Annotated in this window: 16 protein-coding genes; 13 read left to right on the top strand and 3 right to left on the bottom strand. The window is 67.8% G+C overall.

All coding sequences use genetic code 11. The features are described from left to right. The first annotated feature begins 91 nt into the window (after positions 1-91). On the top strand, positions 92-355 hold the full coding sequence (locus PGN16_RS03075) for a hypothetical protein (protein ID WP_028966099.1): 264 nt from the start codon (positions 92-94) through the stop codon (positions 353-355). Here the strand turns inward: PGN16_RS03075 and PGN16_RS03070 are convergent. Next, positions 348-1,532: an MFS transporter gene (locus PGN16_RS03070; protein WP_335307926.1), complete on the bottom strand. Its 1,185-nt coding sequence runs from the start codon at positions 1,530-1,532 to the stop codon at positions 348-350. The genes PGN16_RS03075 and PGN16_RS03070 overlap by 8 nt on opposite strands. Positions 1,533-1,876: 344 nt before the next feature. Next, positions 1,877-2,938 carry a PQQ-dependent sugar dehydrogenase gene (locus tag PGN16_RS03065; protein WP_335308379.1) on the bottom strand — a complete coding sequence of 354 codons (1,062 nt, stop codon included), beginning with the start codon at positions 2,936-2,938 and terminating at the stop codon, positions 1,877-1,879. Positions 2,939-3,270: 332 nt separating this feature from the next. On the opposite strand from PGN16_RS03065, the gene rimP reads away from it, so the two are divergent. From rimP to PGN16_RS03030, 7 genes are all read left to right on the top strand, one after another. Beyond that, a complete protein-coding gene (gene rimP, locus PGN16_RS03060) occupies positions 3,271-3,843 on the top strand; it encodes a ribosome maturation protein RimP (RefSeq protein ID WP_335308378.1) in 573 nt (190 codons plus the stop codon). After that, positions 3,843-5,462 carry a transcription termination factor NusA gene (gene nusA, locus PGN16_RS03055; protein WP_335307925.1) on the top strand — a complete coding sequence of 540 codons (1,620 nt, stop codon included), beginning with the start codon at positions 3,843-3,845 and terminating at the stop codon, positions 5,460-5,462. The genes rimP and nusA overlap by 1 nt, the downstream gene beginning before the upstream one ends. After that, positions 5,462-5,692, top strand: coding sequence for a tautomerase family protein (locus tag PGN16_RS03050; RefSeq protein ID WP_184039508.1), 231 nt, complete (start codon positions 5,462-5,464; stop codon positions 5,690-5,692). Before nusA ends, PGN16_RS03050 begins: the two co-directional genes overlap by 1 nt. Beyond that, a complete protein-coding gene (locus PGN16_RS03045) occupies positions 5,673-6,407 on the top strand; it encodes a DUF448 domain-containing protein (protein ID WP_335307924.1) in 735 nt (244 codons plus the stop codon). Before PGN16_RS03050 ends, PGN16_RS03045 begins: the two co-directional genes overlap by 20 nt. Continuing rightward, on the top strand, positions 6,408-9,212 hold the full coding sequence (gene infB, locus PGN16_RS03040; RefSeq protein WP_335307923.1) for a translation initiation factor IF-2: 2,805 nt from the start codon (positions 6,408-6,410) through the stop codon (positions 9,210-9,212). Positions 9,213-9,338: 126 nt separating this feature from the next. Continuing rightward, positions 9,339-9,725, top strand: a complete 387-nt coding sequence (gene rbfA, locus PGN16_RS03035; protein WP_443019569.1) for a 30S ribosome-binding factor RbfA — start codon at positions 9,339-9,341, stop codon at positions 9,723-9,725. A gap of 11 nt (positions 9,726-9,736) precedes the next feature. Next, a complete protein-coding gene (locus PGN16_RS03030; RefSeq protein ID WP_335307921.1) occupies positions 9,737-9,988 on the top strand; it encodes a hypothetical protein in 252 nt (83 codons plus the stop codon). 205 nt (positions 9,989-10,193) lie between these two features. On the opposite strand, the gene PGN16_RS03025 is transcribed toward PGN16_RS03030, so the two are convergent. After that, the gene (locus tag PGN16_RS03025; RefSeq protein WP_335307920.1) at positions 10,194-10,382 is read right to left on the bottom strand and encodes a hypothetical protein; all 189 of its coding nucleotides are present in this window, start codon (positions 10,380-10,382) and stop codon (positions 10,194-10,196) included. Between the two features lie 28 nt (positions 10,383-10,410). On the opposite strand from PGN16_RS03025, the gene PGN16_RS03020 reads away from it, so the two are divergent. The 5 genes from PGN16_RS03020 to pnp all read left to right on the top strand — a co-directional run bounded on the left by PGN16_RS03020 (position 10,411) and on the right by pnp (position 15,554). Next, the gene (locus PGN16_RS03020; protein ID WP_335307919.1) at positions 10,411-10,995 is read left to right on the top strand and encodes a thymidine kinase; all 585 of its coding nucleotides are present in this window, start codon (positions 10,411-10,413) and stop codon (positions 10,993-10,995) included. Between the two features lie 155 nt (positions 10,996-11,150). Then, positions 11,151-11,843, top strand: coding sequence for a site-2 protease family protein (locus PGN16_RS03015; RefSeq protein ID WP_335307918.1), 693 nt, complete (start codon positions 11,151-11,153; stop codon positions 11,841-11,843). Further along, on the top strand, positions 11,807-12,739 hold the full coding sequence (gene truB, locus PGN16_RS03010; RefSeq protein WP_335307917.1) for a tRNA pseudouridine(55) synthase TruB: 933 nt from the start codon (positions 11,807-11,809) through the stop codon (positions 12,737-12,739). The genes PGN16_RS03015 and truB overlap by 37 nt, the downstream gene beginning before the upstream one ends. Positions 12,740-12,759: 20 nt before the next feature. Further along, on the top strand, positions 12,760-13,029 hold the full coding sequence (gene rpsO / locus PGN16_RS03005) for a 30S ribosomal protein S15 (protein WP_294195780.1): 270 nt from the start codon (positions 12,760-12,762) through the stop codon (positions 13,027-13,029). 200 nt (positions 13,030-13,229) lie between these two features. Then, entirely contained in the window at positions 13,230-15,554 is a 2,325-nt protein-coding gene (pnp, locus tag PGN16_RS03000) for a polyribonucleotide nucleotidyltransferase (protein ID WP_335307916.1), read from the top strand. The last annotated feature ends 140 nt before the right edge of the window (positions 15,555-15,694 follow it).

Genomic DNA, 15,694 nt, shown 5'->3' with positions numbered 1-15,694 from the left:
CGCCCTCTACGCCCGCCGTGGCACGAGTCAATCGCGGAGTGGAGCCGTTACGCGCGCGGCACGTTCATCACGCAGGAGAAGGAGATCGCTGATGGACACTGCTACCTCCCCGGTCGTCGAGCGGATCGCGCGCGTGCTCGCCGCGCAACACCTCAGCGCCAACGGTCACGGCACCGTCGAGTCGCCCAGCGCGCTGGTCGATGCGCAGTGGAAGGATCACCGCGACGATGCGATCGCGGTGCTGCACACGATGCGCGCGCCAAGCCCCGCGATGGCGGCGGCCGGCGATGTTGCCGTTTGGGAGCGGATGGTGCTGGCGGCGATCGCGGAGGCGAAGCCCGGGATCGTCATGTAGCGGCGCGACGGTCCACGGCCCAGGACACGGCAAGCACGATCAGCCCCGCGACGGCGAGCGCCGCGCCGACCGGTCCGGTCGACGTCCAGCCCCAACCGGCGGCGATCGCCATCCCGCCCAGCCACGGCCCCAGCGCATTGGCGGTGTTGAACGCCGAATGATTGAGCGCCGCCGCCAGCGCCTGAGCATCGCCCGCCACGTCCATCAGCCGGGTCTGCAGCACGGTGCCGAGCGACCCGCCGATCCCGATCGCGACCATCGCCACCAGCACGGTCGCGAAATGCTGCGCCGCCACCGGCCAGAGCAGCAGCGCGACGATGCTCCATACCAGCACCGCAGCCGCGGTCGGCAGCAAGGCGCGGTCGGCGAATTTGGGCACGATCAGATTGCCCGCGGTCATGCCGACGCCGAACGCGGCAAGCGCGAACGGCACCATGCGCGGGCCGACCTGCGTCACGTCGGCCATCGTGTCCGCCAGATAGGTGTAGACCGCGAACAATCCGCCGAAGCCGATCGCGCCGATGCCGAGCGTCAGCCACACCTGCGGACGCTTGAGCGCGCGCAGTTCCGACAGCGGGCTCGCCGCCGGATCGCCACGATCGCGTGGCGCGAAGATCGCGACCAGCGCAGCGGTGAGCGCCGCCAGCCCCGCGACGACGATGAAGCACGACCGCCAGCCGAGCAATTGCCCCATGAAATTGGCGAGCGGCACGCCGACGATCGTCGCGACCGTCAACCCCAGCATGACGCGCGCCACCGCCTGCGTCCGCCTGCCCGCATCGACCAGCGACGCCGCGACGAGCATCGCGATCCCGAAATAGGCGCCGTGCGGCAGCCCGGCCATGAAGCGGAACAGCATCATCCAGCCATAACTGGGCGCCAGCGCGGAAAGGCCGTTGCCGAGCGCGAACAGCGTCATCAGCGCGATCAGCAGGTGCCGCCGCGCCATCCGCGCGCCGAGCACCGCGAGCAGCGGCGCACCCACCACCACGCCCAGCGCATAGGCGCTGATGACGTGCCCGGCGGTGGGCGCGTCGACACCGAGATCGCGCGCCATATCGGGGAGCAGGCTCATCGTCGCGAATTCGGTGGTGCCGATCGCGAACCCGCCAACCGCGAGCGACAAATGGATAATGCCGACGGGTGCGGTGCGCACGTCGGCGATGGCGGTGGCCATGCGAGTTCCCCGATTTCGGCTATTCTGGTGAAGCGCATAGCTGGTGATGCTGCGGTGCAGCGTCAAGAGGCGCGTCGGTCGTTCCAACCCAGCCGTCGCTCCTGCGGAGGCAGGAGCCTATGGCTGTTCGTGGAGGCGCGACGCATCTGACACACAAGCGAACGGGGACTGTGTCTGGCGTTACGCGACAATCGACAGACATGGGCCCCTGCCTGCGCAGGGGCGACGGTTCGGGTGGGGCCGTCACCTGCCCCCCCCGTCGTCATCCCGGACTTGATCCGGGATCCCGCTTCTTCCTTCTACCAAGCAAGTGTCTTCCTTCTACCAAGCAAGTGCGTGGCGGTTCACGCCACCGGCGTCAACCGCAGCAACCGCCCCTGCGAGTCGCCGCCATCCTCCAGCACATAGATCGCGCCATCCGGCCCTTGCTCCACCTCGCGGATCCGTGCCCCCAGCGACCATTGATCGCCCTTGCTGGCGTTCGTGCCGTTCAGATCGACCCGCACCAGCGACTGCGACGACAGCCCGCCGATGAAGGCGTCGCCCTTGTATTGCGGGAACAGGTCGCCCGAATAGATCATCAGCCCGCCCGGCGAGATCACCGGATTCCACCACACCTTCGGCGCTTCGAAGCCATCGCCGGGCGCGTGATCCGGGATGTCGCTGCCGTCGTAGTTCGACCCGTTCGAGACGTTCGGCCAGCCGTAATTGCGGCCCGGCAGGATCAGATTGACCTCATCCCCGCCTTTCGGCCCCATCTCCTGCTCCCACAGATTGCCCTGTGCATCGAAAGCGAGGCCGAGCAGGTTGCGGTGGCCATAGCTCCACACTTCGGGAAGAAATCCCTGCGCCGCGAGCGGGTTGTTCGCCGCCGGTTTGCCGTCGGGGGTGAGCCGCAGCACCTTGCCCAGCGAGCCGCCTTTATCCTGCGCGGGCGTGAACTTCTGCCGGTCGCCGTTGGTGAAGAACAGATATTGGCCGTCGGGTGAGAAAGCGATGCGCCCCGAATAATGGCCATCGCCCGTCACGAGCGGCGTGGCGCGGTACAATGTTTCGATCGACGCCAGCCGTTCGGCCCCGGCGTCACCCGAGAGCACGCCGCGCGCAAGCACCACGCCCCTGCCACCCTGGCCACCGGCCGAATAGCTGAAATAGACCCGCTTGCTTGTCGCGAAATCGGGGGCGAGCACCACGTCCATCAACCCGCCCTGCCCAGCCGAGTCGACGTCGATGGTCGCGATCGTGCGTCGCGACGATCCATCGGCAGCGACGAGCAGCAGGTCACCCTTCTTCTCGGTGACGAGCATCCGGCGATCGGGAAGGAAGGTCATGGCCCAGGGCGCGTCGAAATCGGCCACCACCGCGCGGGCGAACGGCGTCCCGGCCACCGGCGTGCCGCTGGGCAATGGCGAGGGCGACGGGCTCGGCGTCGGGGCGGGCGCGACCGGGGCATCGGCGATCGGCTGCACCGCGGCCGAATCCTCACCATTGCAGGCGGCTGCGGCGCTCAGCGCGACGGCAGCGAACGCGAGACGATACAGCAACCCTCTTCTCCTTTTCACGCAGATTTCACCCAACAAACCCGCGTTCCCGGCATTGTTCCACCCCCTTGGGTCAGGTGCTTGCGACGGTGACGAAGTGGCGCTATATGGACCGTGCTTTCTCTTACATCGTCAGGTGATAAGGGGCTGCGGGGCTCGCTCCGCGGCGGCAAGAAACGCATGTGCGGTAGGTGCTTTTGAACGACATCACTCCCCTCGTCCGGTTGATCGAGCCAGAAGCCGAGGCGCTCGGCTTCGCGCTGGTGCGCGTCCGGCTGTTCGGCAAGGACGACGAGCGCACGTTGCAGATCATGGCCGAGCGGCCCGACACGCGGCAGCTGAACATCGACGATTGCGCCGAACTGTCGCGCCGCATCTCGGACAAGCTCGACGCGCTGGAGGAAGCCGGCAAGGACCCGATCGAGGGCGCGTACCGGCTGGAAGTGTCGTCGCCGGGCATCGACCGCCCGCTGACCCGCAAGCAGGACTTCATCGACTGGGCCGGGCATGAGGCGCGCATCGTGCTGACCGAGGCGGTCGACGGGCAGAAGCAGTTCAAGGGCGACCTCGAAGGCATCGGCGCCGACGGGATGATCGCGATCCGCCACCCGCGTACCGGCGTGCTGGAGCAGGTGCCGTTCGCGCTGATCGCCGATGCCAAGCTGGTGCTGACCGATCGCCTGATCGAGGCCACCGTCCCGCTCTCGATGGAGGGTGCGGAAGAAGAAATTCAGATAACGTCCACGGACGAAGAAGAGGAAACCCACTGATGGCCACCGGCGTCACCGCCAATCGTGCGGAGCTGATCGCGATCGCCAACTCGGTCGCTTCGGAGAAGATGATCGACAAGGCGATCGTCATCGAGGCGATGGAGGACGCGATCCAGCGCGCCGCGCGCACGCGCTATGGCCAGGAAATGGACATTCGCGCGAAGCTGGACCCGAACAACGGCGACCTGCGCTTGTGGCGCGTCGTCGAGGTGGTCGAGCTGGTCGACGACATCTACAAGCAGGTCGACGTCAACGGCGCGCAGAAGCTGCAGCCGGGCGCGAGCGTCGGCGACTATCTGGTCGATCCGCTGCCCCCGATCGAGTTCGGTCGCATCCAGGCGCAGGCCGCCAAGCAGACGATCTTCCAGAAGGTCCGCGACGCCGAGCGCGAGCGCCAGTATGAAGAGTTCAAGGAACGCGCCGGCGAGATCATCACCGGCGTCGTCAAGCGCGTCGAGTTCGGCCATATCGTCGTCGATCTCGGCCGCGCCGAGGGCGTCATCCGCCGCGACCAGCAGATCCCGCGCGAGGTGGTGCGCGTCAACGACCGCATCCGCTCGCTGATCCTGAAGGTGGTGCGCGAGAACCGCGGCCCGCAGATCTTCCTGAGCCGCGCGCATCCCGACTTCATGAAGAAGCTGTTCGCGCAGGAAGTGCCGGAAATCTACGACGGCATCATCGAGATCAAGGCCGCGGCGCGCGATCCGGGCAGCCGCGCCAAGATCGGCGTCATCTCGCACGATTCGAGCATCGATCCGGTCGGCGCGTGCGTCGGCATGAAGGGCAGCCGCGTGCAGGCCGTCGTGCAGGAGATGCAGGGCGAGAAGATCGACATCATCCCCTGGTCGCCCGACACCGCGACCTTCGTCGTCAATGCGTTGCAGCCGGCGAACGTCGCGCGCGTGGTGATCGACGAGGAAGAGGATCGCATCGAGGTGGTCGTCCCCGACGATCAGCTGAGCCTCGCGATCGGTCGTCGCGGCCAGAACGTTCGCCTCGCCAGCCAGTTGACCGCCAAGGCGATCGACATTCTGACCGAGACCGACGCCAGCGAGAAGCGCCAGCAGGAGTTCGTCAAGAATTCCGAGACCTTCCAGAACGAGCTGGACGTCGACGAGACGCTGGCGCAGCTGCTGGTCGCCGAAGGCTTCGGCGCGCTGGAAGAGGTCGCTTATGTCGAGCTGGACGAGCTGGCCGGGATCGAGGGCTTCGACGAGGATCTCGCGCAGGAGCTGCAGAGCCGTGCGCAGGAAGCGCTCGATCGTCGCGAACAGGCCAATCGCGAGGAGCGGCAGGCGCTGGGCGTCGAGGATGCGCTGGCCGAGCTGCCGTATCTGACCGAGGCGATGCTGGTCACGCTCGGCAAGGCCGGGATCAAGACGCTCGACGATCTCGCCGATCTGGCGACCGACGAGCTGGTCGAGAAGAAGCGCGCCGAGCCGCGCCGCCGCAACGACGATGCGCCGCGCCGCACCGATCGCCCGGAGAACAAGGGCGGCGTGCTCGGCGAATATGGCCTGACCGAAGAGCAGGGCAATGAGATCATCATGGCCGCGCGCGCGCACTGGTTCGACGACGAGCCGGCGGCCGAGACTGCTTCGGAGGATCAGGACGCCTGATGCCGTTCGTATCGATCCGACTGGCCGGCGCGGCGACGCGCGAGCAGAAAGCGGCGATCGTGGCGGACGTCACGACGTCGCTGGTCACGCGGCTGGGCAAGAACCCGGCCGCGGTGCAGATCGTGATCGAGGAAGTGTCGACCGAGAATTACGGTGCGGGCGGCCAGTTGCTGGCCGACCGCGACGCGCCCGTTGCCAAGGGAGACGCACATGCGGACCCCCGACAATGAGACGCTAGACGGCACCCCCGAACGCTCCTGCATCCTCACGCGCGAGCGCGCATCCCCCGCGGCGCTGATCCGGCTGGCGCTCGCCCCTGACGGGCGGGTGCTGCCGGACGTGCGCGCCAGGGCGCCCGGGCGTGGCGCGTGGATCGGGGTCGACCGCGCCGAACTGGAACAGGCGATCGCCAAGGGCAAGCTGCGCGGCGCGCTCGCGCGGGCGTTCAAGACCGGCGAGGTGACGATCCCCGACGACCTGCCTGCGCTGATCGCCGCCGCGCTGGAACGCAACGCGCTCGACCGGCTCGGGCTGGAGTCACGCGGCGGCACGGTGCTGACCGGCGCGGAGCGGATCGAGACCGCCGCGCGCGCGGGCAAGCTCCACGCGCTCTACCATGCCGCCGATGCGGCCGAGGACGGCTGCCGCAAGCTGGCGCAGGCGTGGAGGGTCGGCTCGGATCGCGAAGGTTCCGACGTCAGGGGCTTGGCACTGCCGGTCGCGCGCCCCATATTGTCGTTGGCGCTGGGCCGCGAAAATGTGGTACACATCGGCGTCATCGACCGCGCTGCGGCCAAACGACTCAGCGAAGCGCTCGATCGTTGGCTGCACTTTATCGGCCCTGATCTGAATACAGCACCTTGCGCTACGGCCGCGCAAGGCGCATCGGCGCCCGGCATTGCCAGGGCGACCGCTACCGGCCGTGAGACTGCACGAGGAATTTGAGTGAGCGAGACCGACAACGACAAGCCGAAACTCGGAATGCGCCAGCCGCTGGGGCTCAAGCGCACGGTCGAGACCGGCAAGGTGAAGCAGAGCTTCAGCCACGGCCGTAGCAATACGGTGGTGGTCGAGGTGAAGCGTCGCCGCGTGCTCGGTCCGCAAGGCGGTGCGCCCGAAGCGGCGACCCCGGCACCCGAGCCGACGCCCGCCCCCGCGGCGCCGGTCGCGCCCGCGCGCCCCGCCCCGCGCCCGCCGGTCTCGAATGAGACTCCGCAGGAGCGCCAGGCGCGTCTGCTGCGCGAGGCCGAGGACCAGCGGATGCACACGCTGGAGGAAACCCGCCGCCGCGAGGACGCCGAGCGTCAGCGCGCCGCCGAGGAAGAGCGTCGTCGCGCCGAAGAGCGTGCGCGTGCCGAGGCGGAAGCCGCCGCCAAGGCCGCCGAGCCGACGCCTGCCCCCACCCCCGCGCCGGAGCCGGTAGCGGCACAGCCCGCGCCGACGCCGGCTCCCGCGCCGGTCGAGGCGGCCGCGCCGGAGCCTGCGCCCGCGCCGACCCCCGCCCCTGCTCCGGCAGCCGAGGCGACGCCGGCACCGACCCCGGCGCCGGCCGCCGCAGCACCGACGCCGGCTCCTGCGCCGCGCCCCGCGCCGACGCCGGCCCCCGCGCCGACGCTGGCGTTGGGTCGCGACCCGTCGATGCCCGCGCCGCGCCGCTTCTCGCCGGTCGCGCGTCCCGAAATTCCCAAGCCGCAGCCCAAGCCGGCTCCGGCGCCCACCCCCACGCCGACCCCGGCAGCGTCGAACGCGGCGGGTGGCGGCAGCAGCAACGCGCCGCGCAGCCTGCCCAGTGGTCAGGCGACCCCGCGCAACAACACGCCGGCGCGTCCGCAGCAGCGTGATCGCAAGGGTGACGAGCGCCGCGGCGGCAAGCTGACCGTCAATCGTGCGCTCAACGAGGACGGCGCGCGCGCCCGCAGCCTCGCGGCGCTGAAGCGCGCCCGCGAGAAGGAAAAGCGTGGCTTCGGCGGCCCGCGCGAGCCGCAGGCCAAGCAGGTCCGCGACGTGCAGGTGCCCGAGGCGATCACGGTGCAGGAACTCGCGAACCGCATGGCGGAGCGCGGGGCCGATCTGGTCAAGACGCTGTTCAAGATGGGCATGCCCGTCACGATGACGCAGACGATCGACCAGGACACCGCCGAGCTGCTGGTGACCGAATTCGGCCACAACATCGTCCGCGTGTCGGATTCGGACGTCGATCTCGCGATCGACACCACCGAGGATGCGCCCGAGACGCTGCAGACGCGCCCGCCGGTCGTGACGATCATGGGCCACGTCGACCACGGCAAGACCTCGCTGCTCGACGCGCTGCGCGGCACCGACGTCGTGCGCGGCGAGGCCGGTGGCATCACCCAGCATATCGGCGCCTATCAGGTCACGCTGAAGGACAAGTCGAAGATCACCTTCCTCGACACGCCGGGCCACGAGGCGTTCACCGCCATGCGTGCGCGCGGTGCCGATGTCACCGACATCGTGGTGCTGGTGGTCGCCGCCGACGACGGGCTGATGCCGCAGACGATCGAGGCGATCAACCACACCAAGGCGTCGGGCAAGCCGATGATCGTGGCGATCAACAAGATCGACAAGCATGAGGCGAACGCGCAGCGCGTCCGCGAGCGGCTGCTCGAGCATGACATCCAGGTCGAGATGATGGGCGGCGAGACGCAGGACGTCGAAGTCTCCGCGCTCAAGAAGATCGGGCTCGACGAGCTGATCGAGAAGATCCAGCTCCAGGCCGAACTGCTCGACCTGAAGGCGAACCCGGATCGCGCCGCCGAGGGCAGCGTGATTGAGGCCAAGCTCGACAAGGGCCGTGGTCCGGTCGCGACCGTACTGGTGACGCGCGGCACGCTGCGGGTCGGCGACGTGTTCGTCGTCGGCGCGGAGAGCGGCAAGGTCCGCGCGCTGGTCGACGACAAGGGGCGTCAGCTCAAGGCGGCGGGTCCGTCGATGCCGGTCGAGGTGCTCGGCCTGTCGGGCACGCCGTCGGCGGGCGACCAGTTGCAGGTCGTCGAAAACGAGCAGCGCGCCCGCGAAGTCGCGGAATATCGCCAGAGCGTGCTCACGCAGAAGCGCACGACCTCGGCGCCGACCAGCCTCGAGAACATGTTCTCGGCGCTGCGCGCGAACGCCGCGATCGAGTATCCGCTGGTCGTGAAGGCCGATACGCAGGGCACGGTCGAGGCGATCGTCGCGTCGATCAACAAGATCTCGACCGATCTGATCCGCGCGCGCGTGCTGCACTCGGGCGTCGGCGGGATCACCGAGAGCGACGTGACGCTGGCGGGTGCCAGCGGCGCGCCGATCATCGGCTTCCACGTCCGCGCCAATGCCAAGGCACGCGAGATCGCCGAGCGGCAGAAGGTGGCGTTGAAATACTATGACGTCATCTACGACCTGATCGACGAGATCCGCGCCGGCATGGCGGGCGAGCTTGGGCCGGAGGCGTTCGAAACCGTCGTCGGTCGTGCGGAAATCCGCGAGGTCTTCTCGGCGGGCAAGCATGGCAAGGCCGCCGGTCTGCTCGTCACCGAAGGCGTCATCCGCAAGGCGCTCAAGGCGCGCATCACACGCAACGACGTCATCATCTACAATGGTGAGATCGCGTCGCTGCGCCGCTTCAAGGACGATGTGCCGGAAGTGCGCGCCGGTCTGGAGTGCGGCGTCACGTTCACGCAGAACTTCGTCGACATCAAGGCCGGGGATTATCTCGAAACCTTCGAGGTCGAGCTGCGCGAGCGCACGCTGTAATCGACTGTAAATAGCCCTCTCCCCTGTGGGGAGAGGGTTGGGTGAGGGGCCGACACGAACGCTGGTCTCGGTGAGACACCCTCCCCTCACCCCGCCCCTCTCCCCAGAGGGGAGAGGGAGTTATCCATGATGACCGACAAACCAGAAAAATCCGTTCGCACGCTGCGCGTCGGCGAGCAGGTTCGCCATATCCTGTCCGAAATCCTGCAGCGCGGCGACGTGCACGACGAGACGCTCGCCAGCCATATGGTCAGCGTCACCGAGGTGCGGATGTCGCCCGACCTGCGCCATGCGACGGTGTTCGTGAAGCCGCTGCTCGGCAAGGACGAGGAAGCGGTGCTGAAGGCGCTGCGCACCAACACCGCTTATCTGCAACGCGAGGTCGCGACGCGCGTGAAGATGAAATATGCCGCGCGGCTCAAGTTTCTGGCCGACGAGAGCTTCGACGAGGGCAGCCATATCGACTCGCTGCTACGCCGTCCCGAGGTGGCGCGCGATCTTGACGGGGAATGATATCCATCTCCGTGAGCAACGCTGCTTCGGCAGCGCTCACGGTGTGGATCGAGCCGTGCTGCGATGAACTCCCGCTGTCGATGGCCCCGCCGATCTGGAGATCGTGGACAATCGTCTTTTCATGCAGGCTACGGCACCCCGGAACGCTGACCATCCCGATCGACGGGTTGGTGCAGGATACCGGCGGTCGCTCGATCGACTTGCCGCCAGAGCTTTGCGAGGCGCCGGTCAGGGCCTTCGTGAACGTCGCCTATCGCAACTAGCTTGGCGCGGGTCGCGGGTGCTCCGCATCTCCCAACCGCCAAGTGCCTGACGCGACAAGGCAGACGGATCAAAGTCCTTATCCACCGTAAGTTCTTCACCGACGACGAAGAGTCTGTCAGCCTCGACGATGCTGTTCCGACCAATCAGTCGGGCGATGGCGTCATCGGCCGAGTTTGCGCTCGCGATCCACGAAGGGGCATCGCTTCAGAAATCCGACGCCCGCACATCGCCACCGCCGGGACCGTCGACCATGACCCATGCGACGCGCGTCGTACCGTTCAAGGGTCGGTCAGCCTGCGCGATAGCCAGCCATGCCCCTCCCGAATATGCGCCCTGATAACGATCCTGCACGACGATGATCGGGTAGAGATCAGGCGGCACGGTGCTGGACATGATTGTCATCATCCGGTCTGACGGGTGCATGGCCAAGCTCTATTTCTACTACGCCAGCATGAACGCCGGCAAGTCGACCAACCTGCTGCAAGCCGACTTCAACTATCGCGAGCGCGGGATGGCGACGATGCTGTTCACCGCAGCGGTCGACGATCGCTTTGCGGCGGGGACGATCGCCTCGCGGATTGGCCTTTCGGCGCCCGCGACGATGTTCGACACGACGACGGACATCGTCGCCTACGCACTACGACGCCACGCCGAGACGCCGCTCGCGTGCGTGCTGGTCGACGAGGCGCAGTTCCTCACGGCGGCGCAGGTCGATCAACTCGCCGCGCTGGCGGATCGCGCGGGGATACCGGTGCTCGCCTACGGACTGCGCACCGATTTCCGCGGCGCATTGTTCGAGGGATCGGCGCGGCTGCTGGCGCTGGCGGACTCGCTGGTCGAGATCAAATCGGTGTGCGCCTGCGGGCGCAAGGCGACGATGAACCTGCGCGTCGATGCCGACGGCCGCGCGATCGCCGAGGGGCGGCAGACCGAGATCGGCGGCAACGATCGGTATGTCGCGCTGTGCCGACGGCATTTCTACGAGGCGCTGGGCCACGCCGACTAAAGCCTTTCGGCTTGCCGCCATTGTCGTCATCCCGGGCTTGACCCGGGATCCCGCTCCCTACGGCTAGAAACAAAAGCGGGACCCCGGATCAAGTCCGGGGCGACGATGATCGATCATCCTAGCCATCCCCCCGCCCCCGCCCTATCTGCGCGGGCATGAACCCGAACGGCATCATCTGGTCGGCGGCGATCTGGATCATCCCGCTCGTCATCGCGATCGTCTTCCACGAGGTCGCGCATGGAATGGCCGCGCGCGCGCTCGGCGATCCGACCGCCGAGGAGCAGCGGCGGCTGTCGCTCAACCCGCTGCGCCACGTCGATCCGATCGGCACGGTCGCCCTGCCGCTGATGCTCGCGATCGCCAAGGCGCCGGTGTTCGGCTGGGCGAAGCCGGTGCCGGTCGACTCGCGCCGCCTCCCCCACCCGCGCCGCGACATGATGCTGGTCGCGCTCGCCGGGCCGGGGTCGAACCTCGTGCTGGCGCTGGTCGGCGCGGTGCTGCTGGGGCTGTTCACGCGCGACATCTATGGCGTCGCGCCGGGCAGCCTCACCGCGTTCGTTGCCGCCAACCTGCTCAACTTCGTGCTCATCAACGTCTTCCTCGCGATCTTCAACCTGATCCCGCTGCCGCCGTTCGACGGCGGGCATGTCGTCGCCGGGCTGCTGCCCGAGCCGCTCGCGCAGCGCTGGGACCGCCTCGCGCGGTTCGGCTTTCCGTTGCTGATCGTCCTGCTGCTCGTCCTCCCCTCGCTGGTGCCGGGCGCGAACATCGTCCAGCGGCTGGTCCAGCCGCCCGCGCAGGCGCTCGCCGAATGGTATCTGGCGCTGGCGGGAGCGATCGGGGCGTGACGCTGCACGGATGGCTGATCCTCGACAAGCCGCTCGAACTCGGCTCGACGCAGGGCGTCTCGGCGGCGAAGCGCGCGCTGCGGACCGGCGGCTATGGCAAGGCCAAGGTCGGGCATGGCGGCACGCTCGATCCGCTCGCGACCGGCGTGCTGCCGATCGCGATCGGCGAGGCGACCAAGCTGGCCGGGCGGATGCTCGACAGCGACAAGGTCTATGACTTCACGATCCGCTTCGGCGAGCAGACCGACACGCTGGACGCCGAAGGCCCGGTGTTCGCGACCAGCGACGTGCGGCCCACCGCCGCCGCGCTGGCGGCGATCCTGCCGCGCTTCACCGGCCCGATCGCGCAGGTGCCGCCGGCCTATTCTGCGCTTAAGGTCGACGGCCAGCGCGCCTATGAACTCGCCCGCGCCGGCGAGGAGGTGGTGCTGGCGACGCGCGACGTGACGATCCACGCGCTGACGCTGGCGACCGCGCCCGGCGACGGCCCGCTCGAACAGGCGACGCTCACCGCGCATGTCTCGAAGGGCACGTACATCCGCAGCCTCGCGCGCGACATCGCGCTGGCGCTCGGCACGGTCGGGCATGTCACCTATCTGCGTCGGACCAAGGCGGGGCCGTTCTCGCTCGATCGGGCGATTACGCTGGACAAACTGGACGAAATCGCTAAGGCGCGCAGCCTTGAACACTCTCTCCTGCCATTGAGCGCAGGGCTGGACGACATCCCGGCTCTCGCACTCACACCCGACCAGGCAGGGGCGCTCCGTCAGGGGCGTGTACTGGCCGGGATCGCCGCCGACGACGGTCAGGCCTTTGCCATGCTGGGGGAATTGCCCGTCGCACTGGTCGAGGTGGAGCAAGGCTCCGTTCGCGTCGTCCGTGGCTTCAACCTGTAGAAGATGTCGTAGGAACATATATGTCGATTACCGCAGAACGCCGTCAGGAAGTCATCAAGGACAATGCCCGCGCCGAAGGCGACACCGGTTCGCCCGAGGTCCAGGTCGCGATCCTGACGGAGCGGATCAAGAACCTGACCGAGCACTTCAAGGGCCACGCCAAGGACAACCACTCCCGCCGCGGTCTGCTGATGATGGTCAACAAGCGGCGCTCGCTGCTCGACTATCTCCGCAAGAAGGACGGTGAGCGTTATCTGGCGCTCATCGCCAAGCTCGGCCTCCGCAAGTAACATCAGGGGCGGCCCGCAAGGCCGCCCCTTTTGTCATTCCCCCGACCCAATCGGGGTCCAGCCTATCGGGGCGCAAGCCCTCTCCCTGGCGTGCTGGAGCCGAGACGGAAGAGACGGCAATACGGCCCGATCTTCCCGGACCACTTTCGGTCCGCATGCAGGCCCCCCGCGCATCGGGCGCGGGGAGTGAAGGAAATCAGATGTTCGATACCAAGAAGGTGGAAATCCATTGGGGCGGCAAGACGCTGACCCTGGAAACGGGCAAGGTCGCCCGCCAGGCCGACGGCGCGGTGATCGCGACGCTCGGCGAAACGGTGGTGCTGTGCGCCGTGACCGCCGCCAAGAACGTGAAGGAAGGGCAGGATTTCTTCCCGCTCACCGTTCACTATCAGGAGAAATTCTCCGCCAGCGGCCGCATCCCCGGCGGCTTCTTCAAGCGCGAGCGGGGCGCGACCGAGCGTGAGACGCTGGTCAGCCGCCTGATCGACCGCCCGATCCGTCCGCTGTTCCCGGAAGGGTTCTACAACGAGATCAACTGCATCTGTCAGGTGCTGTCGTATGACGGCGAGAATGAGCCGGACATCGTCGCGATGGTCGCGGCGTCGGCGGCGCTGACGATCTCGGGCGTGCCGTTCATGGGCCCGATCGGCGCGGCGCGCGTCGGTTACAAGGACGGCGAATACCAGCTCAACCCGACCGACGCCGAAGTGCTCGAAGGCGATCTCGACCTGGTCGTCGCCGCGACGCACGACGCGGTGATGATGGTCGAATCCGAGGCAAAGGAGCTGTCGGAAGAGGTGATGCTGGGTGCCGTGGTGTTCGCGCACAAGGCGTCGCGCCAGATCATCGACGCGATCATCGACCTCGCCGAGCAGGCCGCGAAGGATCCGTGGGAACTGAAGCAGGCCGACGACCAGAAGGCGGTCAAGGCCGAGCTGAAGAAGCTGATCGGCAAGGACATCACCGCCGCCTACAAGCTGACCGACAAGCAGCAGCGCCAGACCGCGCTGGGCGAGGCGCGCGCCAAGGCCAAGACGGCGATGGCCGATCGCACGCCGCAGGAGCAGCTCGCCGCCGCCAAGCTCGTCAAGAAGCTGGAAGCCGAGATCGTCCGCACCGCGATCCTGAAGGACGGCCGCCGCATCGACGGCCGCACCACGACGCAGATCCGGCCGATCGAGGCGGAAGTCCACTTCCTGCCGCGCGCGCACGGCTCGGCGCTGTTCACGCGCGGCGAGACGCAGACGATCGCGACCACGACGCTGGGCACGCGCGATGCGGAGCAGATGATCGACGGCCTGAACGGCCTGTCGTACCAGCACTTCATGCTGCACTATAACTTCCCGCCCTATTCGGTCGGCGAAGTGGGCCGCTTCGGCGCGCCGGGTCGTCGCGAGGTCGGCCACGGCAAGCTGGCGTGGCGTGCGCTGCACCCGGTGCTGCCGTCGAAGGAGGAGTTCCCGTACACGATCCGCGTCACCAGCGACATCACCGAGTCGAACGGCTCGTCGTCGATGGCGACGGTGTGCGGCGGCTCGCTGTCGATGATGGATGCGGGCGTGCCGCTGAAGCGCCCGGTGTCGGGCATCGCGATGGGGCTGATCCTCGAGGGCAAGGACTTCGCGGTCCTGTCGGACATCCTGGGCGACGAGGATCACCTCGGCGACATGGACTTCAAGGTCGCGGGCACCAGCGAGGGCATCACCAGCCTGCAGATGGACATCAAGATCGCCGGCATTACCGAGGAGATCATGAAGGTCGCGCTGGCGCAGGCGCATGAGGGCCGCGCGCACATCCTGGGCGAAATGGCCAAGGCGCTCGACTCGACGCGTACCGAGCTGTCGGCGCACGCGCCGCGCATCGAGACCTTCACGATCGACAAGTCGAAGATCCGCGAAGTGATCGGCACCGGCGGCAAGGTGATCCGCGAGATCGTCGCCACCACCGGCGCGAAGGTCGACATCGACGACGAGGGCGTCATCAAGGTGTCGTCGTCGGACGCCAAGCAGATCGAGGCCGCGATCAACTGGATCAAGGGCCTGGTCGAAGAGGCCGAGGTCGGCAAGATCTACAACGGCAAGGTCGTCAACATCGTCGACTTCGGGGCGTTCGTGAACTTCATGGGCGGCAAGGACGGTCTCGTCCACGTCAGCGAGATGAAGAACGAGCGCGTCGAGAAGCCGGGCGACGTCGTGACCGAAGGCCAGGAAGTCAAGGTCAAGGTCCTCGAGATCGATCCGCGCGGCAAGGTCCGCCTGTCGATGCGCGTCGTCGATCAGGAAACCGGCGCCGAGCTGGAAGACACCCGCCCGGCGCGCGAGCCGCGCGGCGATCGTGACGGCGGTGGCCGTGGCGACCGTGGCCCGCGCCGTGACGGCGGTGGCCGTGGCGGCGATCGCGGCGGCGACCGTGGTCCGCGTCGCGAGGGCCGTGGCCCGCGTCGCGAGCGCGGCGAAGGCGGCGGCAAGGACGAGGGCGACGCCCCCGCCTTCGCCCCGGCTTTCCTGACCGGCGATCGCGACTAAACGCTTCGCTTTGCGTGCAGCAAGCGAATGGCCCCGGCAGCAATGCCGGGGCCATTTTCGTTTGTCGTCACATCGCGCCAGAGCAATGCCGGAACGGCGTTGTAAGTCTTCGCACGATCATTTCGTCGCAGATCGCTGGC

Origin of the sequence: Sphingomonas phyllosphaerae (assembly GCF_036946485.1) — a bacterium.
Lineage (GTDB): Bacteria > Pseudomonadota > Alphaproteobacteria > Sphingomonadales > Sphingomonadaceae > Sphingomonas > Sphingomonas phyllosphaerae_E.
Note: the sequence above shows the minus strand (reverse complement) of the source record. Positions and strands in the feature narration are given on the sequence as shown.